This is a genomic window from Serratia sp. DFXYC6 (genome assembly GCF_057196085.1).
On the sequence record NZ_JBXUNV010000001.1, the window covers coordinates 331,347 to 350,310 of the forward strand.

The 18,964-nt window shown below is 60.7% G+C and carries 19 protein-coding genes; 11 read left to right on the forward strand and 8 right to left on the reverse strand.

Annotation, left to right across the window (positions count from 1 at the left end; translation table 11 throughout):
- The first annotated feature begins 101 nt into the window (after positions 1 to 101).
- The 7 genes from AC2CGQ_RS01710 to AC2CGQ_RS01740 all read left to right on the forward strand — a co-directional run bounded on the left by AC2CGQ_RS01710 (position 102) and on the right by AC2CGQ_RS01740 (position 7,142).
- On the forward strand, positions 102 to 1,124 hold the full coding sequence (locus tag AC2CGQ_RS01710; RefSeq protein ID WP_033632428.1) for a sulfate ABC transporter substrate-binding protein: 1,023 nt from the start codon (positions 102 to 104) through the stop codon (positions 1,122 to 1,124).
- On the forward strand, positions 1,125 to 1,964 hold the full coding sequence (cysT, locus tag AC2CGQ_RS01715; protein ID WP_060560017.1) for a sulfate/thiosulfate ABC transporter permease CysT: 840 nt from the start codon (positions 1,125 to 1,127) through the stop codon (positions 1,962 to 1,964).
- A complete protein-coding gene (cysW, locus tag AC2CGQ_RS01720; RefSeq protein ID WP_033632429.1) occupies positions 1,964 to 2,839 on the forward strand; it encodes a sulfate/thiosulfate ABC transporter permease CysW in 876 nt (291 codons plus the stop codon). Before cysT ends, cysW begins: the two co-directional genes overlap by 1 nt.
- Positions 2,829 to 3,917 carry a sulfate/thiosulfate ABC transporter ATP-binding protein CysA gene (cysA, locus tag AC2CGQ_RS01725; RefSeq protein ID WP_033632430.1) on the forward strand — a complete coding sequence of 363 codons (1,089 nt, stop codon included), beginning with the start codon at positions 2,829 to 2,831 and terminating at the stop codon, positions 3,915 to 3,917. The genes cysW and cysA overlap by 11 nt, the downstream gene beginning before the upstream one ends.
- Before the next feature lie 81 nt (positions 3,918 to 3,998).
- Positions 3,999 to 4,880, forward strand: a complete 882-nt coding sequence (cysM, locus tag AC2CGQ_RS01730; protein ID WP_004936477.1) for a cysteine synthase CysM — start codon at positions 3,999 to 4,001, stop codon at positions 4,878 to 4,880.
- A gap of 252 nt (positions 4,881 to 5,132) precedes the next feature.
- Positions 5,133 to 5,813, forward strand: a complete 681-nt coding sequence (locus AC2CGQ_RS01735) for a response regulator transcription factor (protein ID WP_025303784.1) — start codon at positions 5,133 to 5,135, stop codon at positions 5,811 to 5,813.
- Between the two features lie 6 nt (positions 5,814 to 5,819).
- Positions 5,820 to 7,142: an ATP-binding protein gene (locus AC2CGQ_RS01740; protein WP_031300569.1), complete on the forward strand. Its 1,323-nt coding sequence runs from the start codon at positions 5,820 to 5,822 to the stop codon at positions 7,140 to 7,142.
- Between the two features lie 84 nt (positions 7,143 to 7,226).
- Here AC2CGQ_RS01740 and crr read toward each other — a convergent pair whose 3' ends face one another.
- From crr to cysZ, 5 genes are all read right to left on the reverse strand, one after another.
- A complete protein-coding gene (crr, locus tag AC2CGQ_RS01745) occupies positions 7,227 to 7,736 on the reverse strand; it encodes a PTS glucose transporter subunit IIA (RefSeq protein WP_004936467.1) in 510 nt (169 codons plus the stop codon).
- Positions 7,737 to 7,785: 49 nt separating this feature from the next.
- A complete protein-coding gene (gene ptsI, locus AC2CGQ_RS01750) occupies positions 7,786 to 9,513 on the reverse strand; it encodes a phosphoenolpyruvate-protein phosphotransferase PtsI (protein ID WP_015378671.1) in 1,728 nt (575 codons plus the stop codon).
- A 46-nt stretch (positions 9,514 to 9,559) separates the two neighbouring features.
- Positions 9,560 to 9,817: a phosphocarrier protein Hpr gene (gene ptsH / locus AC2CGQ_RS01755; RefSeq protein WP_004936458.1), complete on the reverse strand. Its 258-nt coding sequence runs from the start codon at positions 9,815 to 9,817 to the stop codon at positions 9,560 to 9,562.
- 399 nt (positions 9,818 to 10,216) lie between these two features.
- Entirely contained in the window at positions 10,217 to 11,185 is a 969-nt protein-coding gene (gene cysK, locus AC2CGQ_RS01760) for a cysteine synthase A (RefSeq protein ID WP_004936453.1), read from the reverse strand.
- A gap of 185 nt (positions 11,186 to 11,370) precedes the next feature.
- Positions 11,371 to 12,129 carry a sulfate transporter CysZ gene (gene cysZ, locus AC2CGQ_RS01765; RefSeq protein WP_015378670.1) on the reverse strand — a complete coding sequence of 253 codons (759 nt, stop codon included), beginning with the start codon at positions 12,127 to 12,129 and terminating at the stop codon, positions 11,371 to 11,373.
- 221 nt (positions 12,130 to 12,350) lie between these two features.
- On the opposite strand from cysZ, the gene zipA reads away from it, so the two are divergent.
- The 3 genes from zipA (at position 12,351) to AC2CGQ_RS01780 (ending at position 15,692) form a co-directional block, all read left to right on the forward strand.
- Complete coding sequence (gene zipA / locus AC2CGQ_RS01770; protein WP_021505621.1) at positions 12,351 to 13,376, forward strand: cell division protein ZipA; 1,026 nt, start codon at positions 12,351 to 12,353, stop codon at positions 13,374 to 13,376.
- 79 nt (positions 13,377 to 13,455) lie between these two features.
- Positions 13,456 to 15,477 carry an NAD-dependent DNA ligase LigA gene (ligA, locus tag AC2CGQ_RS01775; protein ID WP_484593431.1) on the forward strand — a complete coding sequence of 674 codons (2,022 nt, stop codon included), beginning with the start codon at positions 13,456 to 13,458 and terminating at the stop codon, positions 15,475 to 15,477.
- A complete protein-coding gene (locus AC2CGQ_RS01780; protein ID WP_004936441.1) occupies positions 15,477 to 15,692 on the forward strand; it encodes a DUF3820 family protein in 216 nt (71 codons plus the stop codon). Before ligA ends, AC2CGQ_RS01780 begins: the two co-directional genes overlap by 1 nt.
- A gap of 28 nt (positions 15,693 to 15,720) precedes the next feature.
- Here AC2CGQ_RS01780 and AC2CGQ_RS01785 read toward each other — a convergent pair whose 3' ends face one another.
- On the reverse strand, positions 15,721 to 16,719 hold the full coding sequence (locus AC2CGQ_RS01785) for a bile acid:sodium symporter family protein (RefSeq protein ID WP_484593432.1): 999 nt from the start codon (positions 16,717 to 16,719) through the stop codon (positions 15,721 to 15,723).
- A gap of 97 nt (positions 16,720 to 16,816) precedes the next feature.
- On the opposite strand from AC2CGQ_RS01785, the gene AC2CGQ_RS01790 reads away from it, so the two are divergent.
- Positions 16,817 to 17,737 (forward strand): LysR family transcriptional regulator, encoded by a 921-nt coding sequence (locus tag AC2CGQ_RS01790; RefSeq protein WP_484593433.1) that lies wholly within the window; start codon positions 16,817 to 16,819, stop codon positions 17,735 to 17,737.
- Between the two features lies 1 nt (position 17,738).
- On the opposite strand, the gene AC2CGQ_RS01795 is transcribed toward AC2CGQ_RS01790, so the two are convergent.
- Both AC2CGQ_RS01795 and AC2CGQ_RS01800 read right to left on the reverse strand, forming a co-directional pair.
- A complete protein-coding gene (locus tag AC2CGQ_RS01795; protein ID WP_484593434.1) occupies positions 17,739 to 18,206 on the reverse strand; it encodes a FlxA-like family protein in 468 nt (155 codons plus the stop codon).
- A gap of 52 nt (positions 18,207 to 18,258) precedes the next feature.
- Positions 18,259 to 18,807 carry a nucleotidyltransferase family protein gene (locus tag AC2CGQ_RS01800; RefSeq protein WP_015378665.1) on the reverse strand — a complete coding sequence of 183 codons (549 nt, stop codon included), beginning with the start codon at positions 18,805 to 18,807 and terminating at the stop codon, positions 18,259 to 18,261.
- Positions 18,808 to 18,964 lie beyond the last annotated feature (157 nt).

Genomic DNA, 18,964 nt, shown 5'->3' on the forward strand with positions numbered 1-18,964 from the left:
AAACGGTATATAAAAGCGTTACAGCTCCGCACCGAGTTATAAATACACTGGTCGTCAATAAGGCGAAAGCCTGAAGGAATGACTCAGTGATAAGGTGCAGAATGAAACAAAACCGGGTTAAAAATCTCGTGCTGAAAGGTTGGCTGGCGGCTGCGCTGTTGGCGAGCGGCGCCGCGTCGGCGGCGGAATTGCTGAACAGCTCTTATGACGTTTCCCGTGAATTGTTCGTCGCGCTGAATCCCGGCTTTGAACAGCAGTGGAATCAACAGCATCCGAACGACAAGCTGACCATCAAACAATCGCACGCCGGTTCGTCGAAGCAGGCGCTGGCGATCCTGCAGGGCCTGCGCGCCGACGTGGTGACCTACAACCAGGTCACAGACGTGCAGATCCTGCACGATCGCGGGCAGCTGATCCCGGCAGACTGGCAGGCGCGCCTGCCGAACAACAGCTCGCCGTTCTATTCCACCATGGCGTTTTTGGTGCGCAAGGACAACCCGAAGGGCATCCACACCTGGAACGATTTGGTGCGTGACGACGTGAAGCTGGTGTTCCCGAACCCGAAAACCTCCGGCAACGGCCGTTATACCTATCTGGCCGCCTGGGGCGCCGCCAGCCAGGCTGACGGCAACGATGCGGCCAAGACCCGCGCCTTCATGACCCGCTTCCTGAAAAACGTGCTGGTGTTCGATACCGGTGGCCGCGGCGCGACCACCACCTTCGTCGAGCGCGGTTTGGGCGACGTGCTGATCAGCTTCGAGTCCGAAGTGAACAACATCCGCAAGCAATACGGTGAAGACAAGTACGAAGTGATCGTGCCGCCGGTCGATATTCTGGCGGAGTTCCCGGTGGCCTGGGTCGACAAAAACGTAGAGCGCAACGGCACCGAGCAGGCGGCCAAAGCCTATCTGAACTACCTCTACAGCCCGGCGGCGCAGCAGGTGATCACCAGCTTCTACTACCGCGTCTATGACCAGAAAGCGATGGCGGCGGCGAAGGGGCAGTTCCCGGACACCCAACTGTTCCGGGTGGAAGACCAGTTCGGCGGTTGGCCGCAGGTGATGAAAACTCACTTCGCCACCGGCGGCGAGTTGGATCAGCTGCTAGCGGCAGGGCGCAAGTAAATGTTGGCGTTGTCGTCCAGTAAACGGGTGCTGCCCGGATTTGGCCTCAGCCTCGGCAGCAGCCTGTTTTATACCTGTTTGATCCTGCTGCTGCCGCTCAGTGCGCTGGTGATGCAGCTGGCGCAGATGAGCCTGGCGCAATATTGGGAAGTGATTTCCAACCCGCAGGTGGTGGCGGCGTACAAAGTGACGCTGCTGGCCGCCGGCGTCGCCAGCCTGTTCAACGCGGTGTTCGGCATGCTGATGGCCTGGATCCTGACGCGCTACCGTTTTCCCGGCCGTTCGCTGCTGGACGGCCTGATCGATCTGCCGTTCGCGCTGCCGACGGCGGTGGCCGGCCTGACGCTGGCTGGTCTGTTTTCCTCCACGGGCTGGTACGGTCAGTGGCTGGCGCACTTTGACATTAAGGTCACCTTCACCTGGCTTGGGATTGCGGTGGCGATGGCGTTCACCAGCCTGCCGTTTGTGGTGCGCACCGTGCAGCCGGTTTTGGAAGAGCTGGGGCCGGAATACGAAGAGGCGGCCGAGACGCTGGGCGCCACGCGTTGGCAGAGCTTTCGCCGCGTGGTGTTGCCTGAGGTGGCGCCGGCGCTGCTGGCCGGCACCGCCATTTCCTTTACCCGCAGCCTGGGCGAGTTTGGCGCGGTGATTTTCATCGCCGGCAATATCGCCTGGAAGACGGAAGTGACCTCGCTGATGATTTTTGTGCGTTTGCAGGAGTTCGATTACCCGGCGGCCAGCGCCATCGCCTCGGTGATCCTGGCGGCGTCGCTGCTGCTGCTGTTCAGCATTAACGTCTTGCAAAGCCGCTTCGGCAGACGTTTGGGAGGAGGGCACTGATGGCTGATGTTTCCGCCTTCAACGGCGCCGAGCGCCCGCGCGTCAACTGGGGCAAGTGGACGTTGATCGCCATCGGCGCGCTGTTTTCGGTGCTGCTGCTGGTGGTGCCGATGATGTCGATTTTCGCCGAGGCCTTCTCCAAAGGGGTTGGCGCGATGTGGAGCAACTTGCTCGATCCGGACATGCTGCACGCCATCTGGCTGACGGTCTTGATCGCGCTGATCACCGTGCCGTTCAACCTGGTGTTCGGCACGTTGCTGGCGTGGCTGGTGACGCGTTTCACCTTCCCCGGCCGCCAGTTGCTGCTGACGCTGATCGATATCCCGTTCGCCGTCTCACCGGTGGTGGCGGGGCTGATTTATCTGCTGTTTTACGGCAGCAACGGTCTGCTGGGCGGCTGGCTGGATGCGCATAACATCCAGATCATGTTCTCCTGGCCGGGCATGGTGCTGGTGACCATCTTCGTCACCTGTCCTTTCGTGGTGCGCGAGCTGGTGCCGATGATGCTCAGCCAGGGCAGCCAGGAAGACGAGGCCGCCATTCTGCTGGGGGCGTCCGGTTGGCAGATGTTCCGCCGCGTGACGCTGCCCAACATTCGCTGGGCGCTGCTGTACGGCGTGGTGCTGACCAACGCGCGCGCCATCGGCGAGTTCGGCGCGGTGTCGGTGGTGTCCGGTTCGATTCGCGGCGAAACCTACAGCCTGCCGCTGCAGGTTGAGCTGTTGCAGCAGGATTACAACACCGTCGGGGCCTTTACCGCCGCCGCCCTGTTGACCCTGATGGCGATCGTTACCCTATTTTTGAAGAGTGCGCTGCAGTGGCGTCTGGAACGTCAAAACGCGCGTCTCGAGCGGGAGGAAAATCATGAGCATTGAGATTAACGGCATCAACAAGTACTTCGGTCGCACCAAGGTATTGAACGATATCTCGCTCGATATTGCTTCCGGCGAGATGGTGGCGCTGCTCGGGCCATCCGGCTCCGGCAAGACCACGCTGCTGCGCATCATCGCCGGGCTGGAAAGCCAGAGCGGCGGCAAGCTGGGCTTCCACGGCACCGATGTCAGCCACATGCACGCGCGCGACAGGCGTGTGGGCTTCGTATTTCAGCACTATGCGCTGTTCCGCCATATGACGGTGTTCGACAATATCGCCTTCGGCCTGACCGTGCTGCCGCGCCGCGAGCGGCCGAACGCCGCGGCGATCAAACAGAAAGTCACTCAGCTGCTGGACATGGTGCAGCTGGGCCACCTGGCTACCCGCTACCCGTCGCAGCTGTCCGGCGGCCAGAAACAGCGCGTGGCGCTGGCGCGCGCCCTGGCGGTGGAACCGCAGATTCTGCTGCTGGATGAACCGTTCGGCGCGCTGGATGCGCAGGTGCGCAAAGAGCTGCGCCGCTGGCTGCGTCAGCTGCATGAAGAGCTGAAATTCACCAGCGTTTTCGTCACCCACGATCAGGAAGAGGCGATGGAAGTGGCTGACCGCATCGTGGTGATGAGCCAGGGCAATATCGAACAGGTTGGCTCGCCGGAGGAGATTATGCGCGAGCCGGCCAGCCGCTTCGTGCTGGAGTTTATGGGGGAAGTGAACCGTCTGAACGGCGAAATTCGTGGCTCCCAGCTGTTCGTCGGCGCGCACCAGTGGCCGCTGTCGTTCCAGCCGATGCACCAGGGCAGCGTCGATCTGTTCCTGCGCCCGTGGGAAATGGAAGTGGCGACCGAGAGCAGCGAGCGCTGCCCACTGCCGGTTCAGGTGTTGGAAGTCAGCCCGCGCGGCCATTTCTGGCAGTTGACGGTGCAGCCGATCGGCTGGCACCAGGAACCGATCGGCGTGGTGCTGCCGGAAGGCAACGCTACGCCGGTGCGCGGCGGCCGTTATTACGTCGGCAGCCTCAATGCGCGGCTGTATGCTGGCGATCAACTGCTGCAACCTGTTGCGTTAGCCAAAAGCGCCTGATAGGTTTTAGCAGTCCTTTTCTTCAAGGCAACCCCGGGGTTGCCTTTTTACTTTACGCACACCAACACACAGGCAAAGATCGTGACAACGCTCGAACAATGCATCGGGAATACCCCGCTGGTACAACTGCAACGGCTGGCCGCCCAGGCGGGCAGCGAGGTATGGGTCAAACTGGAAGGCAATAACCCGGCGGGATCGGTGAAGGATCGCGCCGCGTTGGCGATGATCCAGCAGGCGGAGCTGCGCGGTGAGATCAAGCCCGGCGACGTGCTGATCGAGGCTACCAGCGGCAACACCGGCATTGCACTGGCGATGATCGCTGCATTGAAAGGTTATGCGCTGAAGCTGCTGATGCCGGAGAACATGAGCCTGGAGCGGCAGGCGGCGATGCGCGCCTACGGTGCGGAACTGATCCTGGTCAGCCGTGAGCAGGGGATGGAAGGGGCGCGCGATCTGGCGCTGGAGATGCAGCGCCAGGGGCAGGGCAAAGTGCTGGATCAGTTTAACAATTTCGACAATCCCTATGCCCACTTCACCACCACCGGCCCGGAGATCTGGCGCCAGACCGAAGGGCGCATCACGCACTTCGTTTCCAGCATGGGCACCACCGGCACCATTACCGGCGTGGGCGGTTACCTGAAGAGCCAGAATCCGCAGGTGCAGATCATTGGCCTGCAGCCGGCGGAAGGCAGCAGCATCCCCGGCATTCGCCGTTGGGCGCCCGCTTACCTGCCGGGTATTTTCCGCCCGGAGCTGGTGGATCAGGTGTTGGATATCGAGCAGCGCGATGCCGAGCAGACCATGCGCCAGCTGGCGCAGCGTGAAGGCATTTTCTGCGGCGTCAGCTCCGGCGGTGCGGTGGCCGGCGCCCTGCGCGTCGCGGCGGCTAATCCCGGCAGCGTGGTGGTGGCGATCGTCTGCGATCGCGGCGACCGTTACCTCTCCACCGGCGTGTTCGACTGACCGTTCCTTCCCGGCGGTATGTTCCGTCGGGAGAATCTTTCCCCCTTTCCTTCCGACAGACGGCAGCCTCGCTTGCGTGGTAGCTGCCACTTGCTCGTGCGCCAATCCCCTGACTGAAGTAGAGAGATCGCGCGACAGCGGCCACACTAACGGTGGCGAGACGCCAAGAGCGATGTGTAAGGATTGAGTAAAACCGGCTGCGGGCCGGCGGAATTGGCGGGAAAATAACGAAAATCGGTGAAGGAGCAAGGCATGAAAATTTTACTGGTCGACGATGACCTGGAGCTTGGCACCATGCTGAGCGAGTACCTGACGGGCGAAGGTTTCGACGCCACGCTGGTGCTGACCGGCAAGGCGGGGGTAGAGGGCGCGCTGTCGGGCGATTATACCGCGATGATCCTCGACATCATGCTGCCGGACATGAGCGGCATCGACGTGCTGCGCGACGTGCGTAAAAAGAGCCGGCTGCCGATCATTATGCTGACCGCCAAAGGCGACAACATCGATCGGGTGATTGGCCTGGAGATGGGCGCCGACGATTACATGCCCAAACCGTGCTACCCGCGCGAATTGGTGGCGCGTCTGCGCGCGGTGCTGCGCCGTTTCGAAGAGCGGCCGCAAGAGGCGGACGACGAAGCCGCCATCAGCTTCGGCGAGCTGACGCTGAACCCTTCAACCCGCAGCAGCGAATGGCGCGGTAAGGCGTTTGATCTGACCGCTTCGGAATTCAATCTGTTGGAGCTGTTGCTGCGCGCGCCGGACCGCGTGGTGTCGAAGGACGAACTGTCCGAGAAGGGGCTGGGGCGCCCGCGCGAGGCCTATGATCGCAGCGTGGACGTGCATATCAGCAATATCCGCCAGAAGTTGAGCGCGCTGGCCGGCAGTAAGCTGAGCATCGAGACGGTGCGCAGCATCGGCTATCGCATACGGTAACCAGACATGCGCGGAAGACTGTTCTGGAAAATTTTGCTCGGCTTTTGGCTGACCTTTCTCATCATGACGCAGGCCTTGTGGGTGGCGTTTTCTCTTTATGGCGACCGCTATGTGCCGCCGGAGAATTCCATGGCGCGGCGGGCGATAGGCCTGCAGCTGACCTCCGCCGCCACCCAGTTGCGCAGTGGCGGCATGCCGGCGCTGGAAGCCCTGATGCGCGACTGGCCGGAGGACGATCGGCGTCTGCTGTCCGTTACGCCGATGACCCAACCGCCGCCTGAGCCGGAAGAACCGGTGTTTGAAGGGCGACGGATGCCGAAAGCGATTTCCGCCTGGGTGCAGACCGGAGAAGGGCAGGGTTACTGGCTGAGTTATAACGTGCGCGGGCTGCGGGAAGAGTATCGGCCGGAGCGGCGTTCCCACTTCTTCAACATTCCTGCGCCGATGCTGTGGGTCGGCGGGCTGGGCGGTTTGCTGTTCAGCGCCGTGCTGGCCTGGAACCTGACCCGGCCGATGCGCCAGCTGCGCGGCGGCCTGGATCGGGTGGCGCAGGGCGATCTGTCGGTGCGGCTGTACCCGAATATGCGGCGGCGTCATGACGAACTATCTGACGTGGCGCGCGATTTCGATACCATGGCCGAGCGGCTGGAGCTGCTGGTCAGCGCCCGCGAGCAGCTGTTGCACGATGTCTCGCACGAACTGCGTTCACCGTTGGCGCGCCTGCAGTTGGCCATCGGTCTGGCGCGGCAGAATGCCGGCAACGTCGAAACCTCGCTGAAGCGCATCGAACATGAGTCGGGGCGGTTGGACAAAATGATCGGCGAGCTGCTGGCGCTGTCGCGTACCGAACACAGCAGCCTGCCGGACGAAGAGTATTTCGATCTGTACGGCCTGGTGGACGCGGTGGTGAGCGATGCGCGCTACGAGGCGCAGGTGCCCGGCGTGGATATCGTGCTGCAGGCCGAATCGGACGTGGAGTACACCGTCAAGGGCAATGCGGAGCTGATGCGGCGTGCGGTGGATAACGTCGTGCGTAATGCGTTGCGCTTCTCCAGCCACGGCCAGCGGGTGACGGTAGCGCTGTCGCGCGTCGACAATCAGTTTCAGATCGCCGTCAGCGATCAGGGGCCGGGCGTCGAGGAGTCGAAGCTGTCGAGCATCTTCGATCCTTTCGTACGCGTGAAATCGGCGCTGTCGGGCAAGGGCTACGGCCTGGGGCTGGCGATTACCCGCAAGGTGGTGCTGGCGCACGGCGGCCAGGTTGAGGCTCGCAACGGCGACAAAGAGGGGCTGATCATCACTCTGCGCGTGCCGCGCTGGTCGTCATGACGCAGCGAGATGGGGATACCCTGAAGGGATAAAAAAACGGCGCCGAGGGCGCCGTTTTTTACTGCTCATTCGCGATAACTTCGATTACTTCTTGATGCGGATGATCGGGGTTTCGCCAACGGTTACGCTGCCGGACAGTTTGATCAGCTCTTTGATCTCGTCCATGTTGGAGATAACGACCGGCGTCAGGGTCGACTTGGCTTTCTCTTCCAGCAGAGGCAGGTTGAACTCGATAACGACGTCGCCTTTCTTGACGCGCTGGCCTTCTTCGGCGATGCGTTTGAAGCCTTCGCCTTTCAGTTCTACGGTATCGATGCCGAAGTGGACGAACAGCTCAATGCCGCTGTCGGATTCGATAGAGAATGCATGGTTGGTTTCGAAAATCTTACCGATGGTGCCGTCAACCGGAGCAACCATTTTGTTGCCGGCCGGTTTGATGGCGATACCGTCGCCAACGATTTTTTCAGCGAACACTACGTCCGGCACATCTTCGATATTGACGATTTCGCCAGAAAGGGGAGCGACGATCTCGATAGTGCCCGTGTCTTTCTTGTCATCAGAAACCAGAGATTTCAGTTTATCGAACAAACCCATGATCTTCTCCTAAGCATTAAATTGGGCGGCGTTCCAGTGTCGTGGAAGTTTAGCAGAGCGTTTTTTCTTCGATGAATTTATTGACGCAATTCATCAGGTCTTGTGCCGTTGGCTGTGCCAAGGCCTGCGCTGCCAACGCCTTCACATCTTCGAAATTCGTGTTACGAATAATTTTCTTGATGCGCGGGATTGAAATCGCACTCATGCTGAACTCATCCAGCCCCATGCCCAATAACAACAGTGTAGCACGCTCATCACCAGCCAGTTCGCCGCACATGCCGGTCCACTTGCCTTCCGCGTGAGATGCATCAATAACCTGTTTGATCAGGCCAAGCACTGATGGGGACATCGGGTTATAGAGATGAGAAATCAGCTCGTTGCCGCGATCTACCGCCAGAGTATACTGGGTTAGATCGTTTGTCCCAATACTAAAGAAGTCGACTTCTTTCGCCAGGTGGTGAGCAATGACCGCCGCGGCCGGTGTTTCCACCATCACGCCCACTTCGATGCTCTCGTCAAACGCCTTGCCTTCTTCGCGCAGCTGCGCCTTCAGCGTCTCGATTTCGCCTTTCAGATCGCGCACTTCTTCCACGGAGATGATCATCGGGAACATGATGCGCAGTTTGCCGAACGCCGAGGCACGCAGGATGGCGCGCAGCTGGGCGTGCAGGATTTCACGGCGGTCCATCGCGATGCGGATGGCGCGCCAGCCGAGGAACGGGTTCTCTTCCTTCGGCAGGTTCATGTACGGCAGGTCTTTGTCGCCGCCGATGTCCATGGTGCGGACGATCACCGCCTGCGAGCCCATGGCTTCCGCCACGGCTTTATAAGCCTGGAACTGCTCGTCTTCGGTCGGCAGCGAGTCGCGGTCCATGAACAGGAACTCGGTACGATACAGGCCGACGCCTTCCGCGCCGTTGCGCTCTGCACCTGCGACGTCGCGCACGGTGCCGATGTTGGCGCAGACTTCAACCTGATGGCCGTCCAGCGTAATCGCCGGCAGGTCCTTCAGCTTGGCCAGATCGTTTTTCTCGGTGATGTATTGGTTCTGGGCGGCTTTCAGCTGATCGATAACGTCAGCGGTCGGGTTAACGTAAATTTTGTTGTTAACCGCGTCCAGAATCAGGTAGTCGTCGTTTTTCACCTGCTTGGTCACGTCGCTGGTACCGACGATCGCCGGCAGCTCCAGGGAGCGCGCCATGATGGAGGTGTGGGAGGTACGGCCGCCGAGGTCGGTGATGAAGCCCAGCACTTTGTCCAGGTTCAGCTGCGCGGTCTCGGACGGGGTCAGATCGGTGGCCACCAGGATCACTTCGTCCTGAATGGAGCCCAGATCGACGATCGGCATGCCCAGAATGTTCTGCAGCAGGCGCTTGCCGATGTCGCGCACGTCGGCGGCGCGTTCTTTCAGGTATTCGTCGTCCAGCTCTTCCAGCGCTTTCGCCTGACCTTCGATCACGGTGTAGGCGGCGGCGTCAGCGGAGGCCAGATCGTCTTTGATTAGGGCTATGATTTCCTGCTCAAGCTCTTCGTCTTCCAGCAACATGATGTGGCCTTCGAAGATAGCTTCCTTCTCTTCGCCGAAGGTTTCGCCAGCTTTGGTCTTGATCGCTTCCAGCTGTTCGGACGCTTTCGCGCGGCCGGCCAGAAAACGCGAGACTTCCTGCTCTACTTGATCAGCAGAGATTTTCTTCCGGTTGATGACGATGTCGTCTTCTTTCAGCAAGAGAGCCTTACCAAAAGCGATGCCCGGTGATACTAAAATGCCTGAAATCATAACCCTACCTTACTCTTGACTGGTGTTAACTAAAAAGACGGGCCGATTACTCAAGCTCTGCCATCAGTTTTACCAAGTGCTCAACGGCTTTCTGCTCGTCTTCACCTTCAGCGGAGATGGTCACTACGGTCCCTTGAGTCAGCCCCAGAGTTTGCAGTTTGAACAGGCTTTTAGCGCTGGCGCTTTTGCCGTTGGAGGTCACGGTGATGTCAGACGTGAAGCCTTTGGCTTCTTTAACGAACTGAGCGGCAGGGCGAGTATGCAGACCATTCGGAGCGGTAATAGTAACTTCTTGCTGGAACATTGATGTTTCCCCAACTTATTGGATTAATGTTGTGGAGTTAAAGTTTAGCCCAGGGGGCTGACTTTAACTTGTCTGGTTATAGCGCCTGACTATGGACAGGGGCGAACGTTGATGCAACAGAAAACGACGCGTTAGGCACTTCAGATCAAAAAACTCGGCTTTAGACGTCGTTCCAATCCGCTCCCCATTATGCCCGATTCGCCGCGTCGGCGACAGATGAGTAAATCGATTCAGCCTCGACCGGGCTCGGAGAGTGATTAATTTTGCGCATCGAAATAATGCACCGTTAAATACTAAAGGCGACGGGCAAAAGCAATCTTGGACTGCTATAAAGTTTGATCCAGTCCACAAAAAAGCACCCTACAGGGTGCTTTTTTAGCGATTTGTGCAGTGGCGGAATTACTGCTGCAATTCCTGCTCGGTGAACAGATCGGCGAACAGCGCGGTGCTGAGATAACGTTCGCCGGAAGAGGGCAGGATGACCACGATAGTCTTGTCGGCGAACGCCGGTTCTTCGGCCAGTTTCACCGCCGCCGCGACCGCTGCGCCGGAGGAGATGCCCGCCAGGATGCCTTCTTCGTCCATCAGGCGTCGCGCCATGCTGATGGCTTCGTCGTTGGAGACTTTCTCGACGCGATCCACCAGATCCAGATCGAGGTTGCCCGGAATGAAGCCGGCGCCGATGCCCTGGATCTTGTGCGGGCCCGGCTTCAGCTCTTCACCGGCCAGCGCCTGGCTGATGACCGGCGAGTCGGTCGGCTCTACCGCCACGGTGGTGATGGCTTTGCCTTTGGTGTTTTTGATGTAGCGGCTAACGCCGGTCAGCGTGCCGCCGGTGCCGACGCCGGAGATGAACACGTCGACTTCCCCGTCGGTGTCTTCCCAGATTTCCGGGCCGGTGGTTTTTTCATGGATGGCCGGGTTGGCCGGGTTGCTGAACTGTTGCAGGATCAGGTAACGGTTCGGATCGGTGGCGACGATCTCTTCCGCCTTGGCGATGGCGCCCTTCATGCCTTTCGCCCCTTCGGTCAGCACCAGGTTGGCGCCCAGCGCCTTGAGCAGCTTGCGGCGCTCGATGCTCATGGTTTCCGGCATGGTCAGCGTCAGCTTGTAACCGCGCGCGGCGGCCACGAAGGCCAGCGCGATGCCGGTGTTGCCGCTGGTCGGCTCCACCAGTTCTTTACCGGCGGTCAGCACGCCGCGTTGTTCCGCATCCCAAATCATATTGGCACCGATGCGGCATTTGACGCTGAAGCTCGGGTTGCGTGATTCAACCTTGGCCAGAATGCGTCCGTTGCCGATACGGTTCAGACGAACCAGCGGCGTATGGCCGATTGTTAATGAGTTGTCTTCATATATCTTGCTCATAGCCCGTCCTTTAACTCTATGAAAATGTGGGGAACATCGAAAGCATACGCTAACAGTACCGGCAGGGAAGTAAAGAATTGGTATATCTATATGTTATTAGGAAATAAGTTTTAAGCACAATGATAAGGGCGCGAAATGCGCGCCCTGTCGAAAATTTCCGCGCTATCGGCGGAAAAAAACGGCGGTTATCGGACGAATTGCGAGCGGTAGCGATCGACCCACATCGCGGTGGCGCCGCAGACGGCGACCGGCAGGATCACCAGGTTGAGGATCGGGATCATGGTGAACAGGCTGACCAGCGCGCCGAACTGCAGGTTGTCGGTTTTGTGCTGGCGCAGTGCGCGGCGCATATCGGCAAAGCTCACCTTGTGGTTGTCGAACGGATAGTCGCAATACTGGATCGCCAGCATCCAGGCGCTGAACAGGAACCACAGCACCGGCGCCACCGTTTGACCGATGCCGGGCACGAAGTACAGCGCCAGCAGCAGCAGCGCGCGCGGCAGGTAATACATCAGCTTGCGCCATTCGCGCGCCATGATGCGCGGCAGATCTTTGGCGATGCCGAGCAGGCCGGTGTCCGGCAGCGGTTTGCCGGTCAGGCTGCCTTCGAGCTGTTCGGCCAGCAGGCCGCAGAACGGCGCGGCAATAAGATTGGTGAGGGTGCTGAACAGATAGCTGAACACCAGCAGCACCGAAATGACCGCCAGCGGCCACAGCAGGTAGCTCAACCATTGCAGCCAGTCGGGAACGTGGCTCATCATCGCCGGGATCCAGTCGCCGAGGCGGCTGAACAGCCACCAGAAAGCGGAACCCATCAGCAGCACGTTGACCAGCAACGGCAGAACCACATAGCGTTTAATCCCCGGGCGCGAAATCAGACGCCAGCCTTCGGCGAAATAGTGAATGCCGCTGGTCGATCGGGGAGAGGGCTGCGTATAGGACATATCTTAAGTTATCTCGTTGTCTGAACAGGCATCATTATCATATAGGGATGATTTTCCACTGGCTAGGGTAGGGTTGGCTGAAAAACCAGCAGAAAAAGGCAGTATAATCATCTTTATTGGCATAAAGTTCAGCACGGACTTGCACTTGTGTGCGCGGGCAAATAGAGTTAAAGAGTGAATGTTTGCCGCGGTGGCAATGTATTGGAACAACAGAGATAGCAATGATGCAGGATTTGCGTCTGATATTAATCGTTGTTGGCGCGATCGCCATAATAGCGCTGTTATTGCACGGTCTGTGGACCAGTCGCAAAGAACGGTCAGCGCTCTTCCGCGATCGCCCAGCCAAACGTTCCCAAAAGGAACGTGAACAAACTCCGATCGACGATCTCGAAGAAGGCGTCGGTGAGGTGCGCGTACGCGCCGCTCACCCGCAAGACGAGCCGTCATTCGGCCATTTCGATGCCGCACGCGAAGAACCCGTGGCCGCGCCGAAGCCCGCTCCGGCGGCTGCGCCTGCGCCCCGCGCCGTTCAGCCGACTGCTCATCAGACGCCGCCTCCGCTGTCTCAGCGGCCGGAGTACGATGACATCCTGCTGAACAACTACGCGCCGGACGAAGAACCGGCCGAACCGCAGCAACCGCAACCGGCCGCGCGCCGTGAGCCGCGCGTCGACGATCTGCCGCATGAACATGAGGCGCCGCAGGGGGCTGAACCGGCATTCCACGCCGAGCCGGCCCCTGTGCAGCCCGCGCCGGAAGTGAAGCCGGCGCAGGAGCCTGCGCCACAGCCACAACAGCCGGCGGCTGCGCCAATTCAGGCCAAGCTGAAAGAGACCGTGCTGGTGCTGCACGTCGCGGCCCATCAGGGCGGCGTAATCGGCGGCGAAGTGCTGCTGCAGAGCGTGTTGCAGGCGGGCTTCCAGTTTGGCGAGATGGGCATCTTCCACCGCCATATCAGCCCGGCCGGCAGCGGCCCGGTGCTGTTCAGCCTGGCGAACATGGTCAAGCCGGGGTCGTTCGATCCTGACATGATGTCCGACTTCTCCACACCGGGCGTGTCGATGTTCATGATGGTGCCGTCTTACGGCGACGCCAATCAGAACTTCAAGCTGATGCTGCAGTCGGCACAGCGCATCGCCGACGACGTGGGCGGCGTGGTGCTGGACGACGAGCGTCGCATGATGACGCCGCAGAAGCTGGAAACCTACAAAGCGCGTATCCGTGAAGTGTTGGAAAACAACGCCTGACCGGATTGCCGCGCGCACTGAACATCCGTAACAACAAAGCCCCCGCTAGCCGGGGGTTTTTTATCTTTGATGGTGAGCCATGGAATCGATAATCCAACAAATCAATCAACTACGAGCCACACTGCGCCATCATGAATACCAGTATCATGTGCTGGATGCGCCGGAAGTGCCGGATGCGGAATATGACCGCCTGATGCGCGAGCTGCGCGAGCTGGAGAGCGCGCATCCGGAGCTGATCACCGCCGATTCGCCGACCCAGCGCGTGGGCGCGGCGCCGCTGGCGGCGTTCGACCAGGTGCGTCACGAAGTGCCGATGCTGTCGCTGGACAACGTGTTTGACGAAGAGAGCTTCCTGGCGTTTTACAAGCGCGTGCAGGACAGGCTCAAAAGCAGCGATCCGCTGACCTTCTGCTGCGAGCTGAAGCTGGACGGCCTGGCGGTCAGCCTGCTGTATGAAGACGGCGAGCTGGTGCGCGCGGCGACGCGCGGCGACGGCACCACCGGCGAGAACATCACTACCAACGTGCGCACCATTCGAGCCATCCCGCTGCGCCTGACCGGCGACAACATCCCGCGCCGGCTGGAAGTGCGTGGCGAAGTGTTCATGCCGCAGGCCGGGTTTGAACAGATGAACGAAGAAGCCCGGCGCAAAGACGGCAAGGTATTCGCCAACCCGCGCAACGCCGCCGCCGGCTCGCTGCGCCAGCTCGATCCGCGCATTACCGCCAAACGCCCGCTGACCTTCTTCTGCTATGGCGTTGGCCTGCTGGAAGGCGGCGAGCTGCCGCGCAGCCACTTTGAGCGCCTGATGCAGTTCAAGGCCTGGGGCCTGCCGGTCAGCGATCGCGCCCAGCGCCGCACCGGCAGCGAGGAAGTGCTGGCGTTCTATCGCCAGGTCGAGCGGGACCGCGCACAGCTCGGTTTCGATATTGACGGCGTGGTGATCAAGATTGACGACATCGATCTGCAGGAAACGCTGGGCTTCGTGGCGCGTGCGCCGCGCTGGGCGACGGCGTTCAAATTCCCGGCGCAGGAGCAGATCACCGTGGTGCGCGAAGTGGAGTTTCAGGTTGGCCGCACCGGCGCGATTACGCCGGTGGCGCGCCTTGAGCCGGTGCTGGTGGCCGGGGTGACCGTCAGCAACGCGACCTTGCACAACGCCGATGAAATCGAGCGTCTGGGGCTGCGCATCGGCGATACGGTGATAGTGCGCCGCGCCGGCGACGTGATCCCGCAGGTGGTGGGGGTGCTGGAAGACCGCCGGCCGCAGGATGCGCGCGAAGTGGTGTTCCCGCTGCATTGCCCGGTGTGCGGTTCCGACGTTGAGCGCGTGGAAGGCGAGGCCGTGGCGCGTTGCACTGGCGGGCTGATCTGCGGTGCGCAGCGCAAGGAGGCGTTGAAGCACTTCGTTTCCCGTCGCGCGCTGGACGTAGAGGGCATGGGCGACAAGATCATCGAGCAGCTGGTGGACAAGGAGTACGTGAAGAATCCGGCCGATCTGTTCCGCCTGTCCGCCGGCATTCTGACCGGCCTGGATCGCATGGGGCCGAAATCGGCGCAGAACCTGGTCAACGCGCTGGAGAAATCCAAGCAGACTACCTTCGCCCGCTTCCTGTACGCGCTGGGCATTCGCGAGGTCGGTGAGGCGACCGCTGCCAACCTGGCGGCGCATTTCGGTTCGCTGGAGAAGCTGTTCGCCGCCGATATCGAGGCGTTGAAAGAAGTGCCGGACGTCGGTGAAGTGGTGGCCAAACACACCCGCAACTTCCTCGATGAAGCGCTCAATCAGCAGGTCATCAACGAGCTGGTGGGGGCCGAGATCGGCATTCATTGGCCGGCGCCGGTGGTGGTGGTGGCGGAAGAGATAGACAGCCCGTTCGCCGGCAAAACCGTGGTGCTGACCGGTTCGCTGAGCCAGCTGTCGCGTGACGAAGCCAAAGATCGCCTGACGGCGCTGGGCGCCAAGGTCAGTGGCAGCGTATCGAAGAAAACCGACCTGGTGATCGCCGGCGAGGCGGCCGGTTCCAAGCTGGCGAAGGCGCAGGAGCTGGGTATCGCCGTGATCGACGAAGCGGAAATGATCCGCCTGCTGGGTGAGTGATGGAAAAAGAAAACCTGCTGGAGATCGCCAATACCGTGATGCCGTTCGGCAAGTACCAGGGGCGGGTGCTGATCGATCTGCCCGAAGAGTACCTGCTGTGGTTCGCCCGCAAGGGTGAATTCCCCAAAGGCAAGCTCGGCATGCTGATGGAGATGACGCTGGCGATTAAAATCGAAGGGCTTGACCACCTGGTCAAGCCGTTGAAGAAAAGCTGAACTGACGGGCCTCGGCCCGTCTTTTTTTTTACCCGCGCGACGCCTGCGCGTTGGCGTTGGGCACTGCCTGTTGCGCCTGCTGCTTGCGCTGATACCTTTTGGCCAGCACTGCACAGGTCATCAACTGCACCTGATGGAACACCATCAGCGGCAGCACCATGATCCCCACCGTCGCCGTCGGGAACAGGATATTGGCCATCGGAATGCCGTTCGCCAGGCTCTTCTTCGAACCGCAGAATACGATGGTGATCTCGTCCGCTTTGCTGAACCCCAGCCAGCGCGCCATGTAAGTGTTTACCACCAGCACGATAGCCAGCAGCACGATGCTGCCGCCGACGATAAACGCCAGTGAGCCCATCCCTACCTGATGCCAGATGCCGTGCGTCACCGCCTCGCTGAAGGCGGCGTACACCACCAGCAGAATCGAGGTCTGATCGGTTTTACCGATAAGCGGCCGATGGCGTTCGATCCAGCCGCCGATCAGCGGCCGCAGCAGGTGGCCGGCGACGAACGGCACCAGCAGCTGCAGCACGATCGAGCCCACCTGCCGCAGGCTGCCGGTATCGCCGTGCACATTCATCAGCAGGCCGACCAGCAGCGGCGACACGAAGATCCCCAGCAGGCTGGAAGCGGAGGCGCTGCACACCGCCGCCGCCACGTTGCCGCCCGCCAGCGAGGTGAAGGCGATGGCCGACTGCACGGTGGCCGGCAGGATACACAGGTAGATGAAACCGGCATACAGCTCGGGGCTGACGTCGATCGGCGCCCACCAGGCGAACAGCATGCCCAGCGCCGGAAAAATGATGAAGGTGCTGAACATCACCCACAGATGCAGCCGCCAGTTGTTGCTGCCGGCCAGGATGGCCTCGCGCGACAGCTTGGCGCCGTGCATGAAGAACAGCAGGGCGATGGCGGCGATGGTCAGGGCGTTGAGCCAGCCGACGAACTCGCCGCGCGCCGGCAGGAACGACGCCAGCAGCACGGTAGCGATCAGCGTCAGGGTAAAACGATCGGGCAGAAATCTCATGGCGGTGCGCTCAGGGTCGAAAATCAATAGGGCTATTCTCCCGCGCGGACATATAATAATTAAATTGATTTATTTAATTCATATATGAATAAAACACATGAATTACTCACTCAAACAGCTGCGGGTGTTCGTCGCCATCGCCCGCCACGGCAGCTTCAGCCGCGCCGGTGAGGCGATCGGCCTGACGCAATCGGCGGTCAGCCACAGCGTGAAAGAGTTGGAAGCGGAGGTCGGCGTGCGCCTGCTGGATCGCACCACGCGTGAAGTGGTGTTGACCGATGCCGGCCTGCGGCTGGCCAACCGGGTCGAACGGTTGCTGGACGAGCTGCAGACCACTCTGCTGGATGTGCGCAGCTTTGGCGTACAGCGCAGCGGCACGGTGCGGGTGGCGACGAGCCAAACCATTTCCGCCCATCTGATGCCGCAGTGCATCGCCGCCGGCGAGCGCGAATACCCGGAGATCCGCATCATGCTGCGCGATCAGGCGCAGCAGCAGGTGCTGAACAGTGTGCGCAACGCGGAGGTGGATTTCGGCATCGTGGTTGATCCGGTGCAGGCGGTGGATCTGGAGTGCGAAGCGGTGCTGCATGAACCGTTCCTGTTGCTGTGCCGCGACGATCATCCGTTCGCGGCGCAGCAGGCGGTGCGTTGGTCGGCATTGAACGGCTGCCGCCTGGTGTTGCAGGACTATGCGTCGGGCAGCCGGCCGTTGATCGACAGCGCGCTGAGGCAGCAGGGCGTGGAGGCGCAGGTAGTGCAGGAAATCGGCCATCCGGCCACGCTGTTCCCGATGGTGGCGGAGGGGATCGGCATCAGCATCTTCCCGGCGTTGGCGTTGCCGCTGCCGGAAGGGGGGCGGCTCCGGGTGCGGCGGCTGGTGCCGGAGATCAACCGCGCGTTGATGCTGGTGCGGCGCAAGAACCGCTCGCTGACGCCGGCGGCGGAGGCCATCTGGCAGGTGGCGCGTCAGCAGGCGGCGCTGCTGCACCAGCGCCGGCAGGAAAACGCGGCATATTGACTCAGATATAGACGTCCACCGCGTTGAGCGGCGTCGGGCGGTTTACGCCGTCGCCGGCTTGCGCCGCGGTTTTTTCCATCTGCTCCTGCTGCTGCTTTTCCATTTCTTCTTTCTGGATGCGCGAGATCTCGGCCTGCAACATCTTGATCTGCGCTTCGATCAGCTGCTTCTGTTTTTCTATTTCCTTAGGATCGGCGTCGGAGTCCTTTAGCTCCACCAACTTTTGCTGCAGCGACTGAATCTGCCGGTTCAGCGCCTTGATGCGGGCCGAGGCGCGGCTTTCGTTGAGGTTGACCGGTTCGTCATTGCCGTTGGCGCGTTCGTTTTTCTCCATCTTGCCGCCTTGCGGCTGGTTGTTGACCGGTTTGGCCATCAGCAGTTCGCCCTGATGGCCCGGCGCGCTGAACACGTTGCTGACGCCGGGAACGGTATTTTTGATCGGTACGATCATGGTGATGGTGGTCGACATGAATGCTCTCCCTGAGTCGGTATATCGCTGTTCAGGGTATCGGCAGCGGCGGCTAAATCTTTACCTGCCGCAGGCGCGGCCAACGCTGCAGCCAGCCTTTGTCGAGCACGCGCTGGGCATAGGCCGCGCGATCGCCGTTTTTCGCGTTAAAGGTAATGGTGTCGTCGAATAGCGCCGCGAGCCCGAAGGGGGCCACCAGCGTGATGCTGTCGTCGGCGTTCAGGCGCGCGCCGATCGCCGTTTCCACTTCGGTCCAGAAGCTGATGGCCTCTTCGCTGTCGCGATAAGGCGCCCGGCCGCCGCGCAGGTGCATGCGCGCCTGGTTCTTGACCGACCAAGGTCGCGGCAGCCACTGTTGCAAACGCACCTCCAGCATGCGATCGCGCTCAGCGTCCGCACGCTCCGCATCGAAGTGGATCACGTCGATATCGTTGAGCGGCGTGGGCTCCGTATAGCCATGGCGCCGATCCCACACCAGATTGCGCACAAAGCCGGCGCCGAGGCACCAGTCATTCAAGCCGAGCCGGCGCACGGTGCGCAGGGCGGCCATGCGCGCGTTATCTTGTTGCAGCCAGTCGATAATTTGCCGTTGCGGATCCATCACCCCTCCTGTTTTCGCGGCTACTGTAACCCGAAGCGGCAACGGGTGAAATGGGGGAAAGCGTGATGGCGGCGATCGCGTGCAAAATAATTTTCTTTTCCCACTGACTACACTTGGTGCAGGGCTTTTATCTCGTCACGCAGGGCAAGGGAGGGGG

Excerpts from the sequence above, each read along its gene's own strand:
- cysZ (WP_015378670.1), bottom strand. The coding sequence starts at position 12,129 with ATGTCCTATACGCAGCCCTCTCCCCGATCGACCAGCGGCATTCACTAT.
- AC2CGQ_RS01710 (WP_033632428.1), top strand. The coding sequence starts at position 102 with ATGAAACAAAACCGGGTTAAAAATCTCGTGCTGAAAGGTTGGCTGGCG.
- zipA (WP_021505621.1), top strand. The coding sequence starts at position 12,351 with ATGATGCAGGATTTGCGTCTGATATTAATCGTTGTTGGCGCGATCGCC.
- ptsH (WP_004936458.1), bottom strand. The coding sequence starts at position 9,817 with ATGTTCCAGCAAGAAGTTACTATTACCGCTCCGAATGGTCTGCATACT.
- cysK (WP_004936453.1), bottom strand. The coding sequence starts at position 11,185 with ATGAGCAAGATATATGAAGACAACTCATTAACAATCGGCCATACGCCG.
- AC2CGQ_RS01740 (WP_031300569.1), top strand. The coding sequence starts at position 5,820 with ATGCGCGGAAGACTGTTCTGGAAAATTTTGCTCGGCTTTTGGCTGACC.
- AC2CGQ_RS01790 (WP_484593433.1), top strand. The coding sequence starts at position 16,817 with ATGAATTACTCACTCAAACAGCTGCGGGTGTTCGTCGCCATCGCCCGC.
- cysW (WP_033632429.1), top strand. The coding sequence starts at position 1,964 with ATGGCTGATGTTTCCGCCTTCAACGGCGCCGAGCGCCCGCGCGTCAAC.
- AC2CGQ_RS01780 (WP_004936441.1), top strand. The coding sequence starts at position 15,477 with ATGGAAAAAGAAAACCTGCTGGAGATCGCCAATACCGTGATGCCGTTC.
- ptsI (WP_015378671.1), bottom strand. The coding sequence starts at position 9,513 with ATGATTTCAGGCATTTTAGTATCACCGGGCATCGCTTTTGGTAAGGCT.
- AC2CGQ_RS01795 (WP_484593434.1), bottom strand. The coding sequence starts at position 18,206 with ATGTCGACCACCATCACCATGATCGTACCGATCAAAAATACCGTTCCC.
- cysA (WP_033632430.1), top strand. The coding sequence starts at position 2,829 with ATGAGCATTGAGATTAACGGCATCAACAAGTACTTCGGTCGCACCAAG.
- cysT (WP_060560017.1), top strand. The coding sequence starts at position 1,125 with ATGTTGGCGTTGTCGTCCAGTAAACGGGTGCTGCCCGGATTTGGCCTC.
- AC2CGQ_RS01735 (WP_025303784.1), top strand. The coding sequence starts at position 5,133 with ATGAAAATTTTACTGGTCGACGATGACCTGGAGCTTGGCACCATGCTG.
- ligA (WP_484593431.1), top strand. The coding sequence starts at position 13,456 with ATGGAATCGATAATCCAACAAATCAATCAACTACGAGCCACACTGCGC.
- crr (WP_004936467.1), bottom strand. The coding sequence starts at position 7,736 with ATGGGTTTGTTCGATAAACTGAAATCTCTGGTTTCTGATGACAAGAAA.
- AC2CGQ_RS01785 (WP_484593432.1), bottom strand. The coding sequence starts at position 16,719 with ATGAGATTTCTGCCCGATCGTTTTACCCTGACGCTGATCGCTACCGTG.
- AC2CGQ_RS01800 (WP_015378665.1), bottom strand. The coding sequence starts at position 18,807 with ATGGATCCGCAACGGCAAATTATCGACTGGCTGCAACAAGATAACGCG.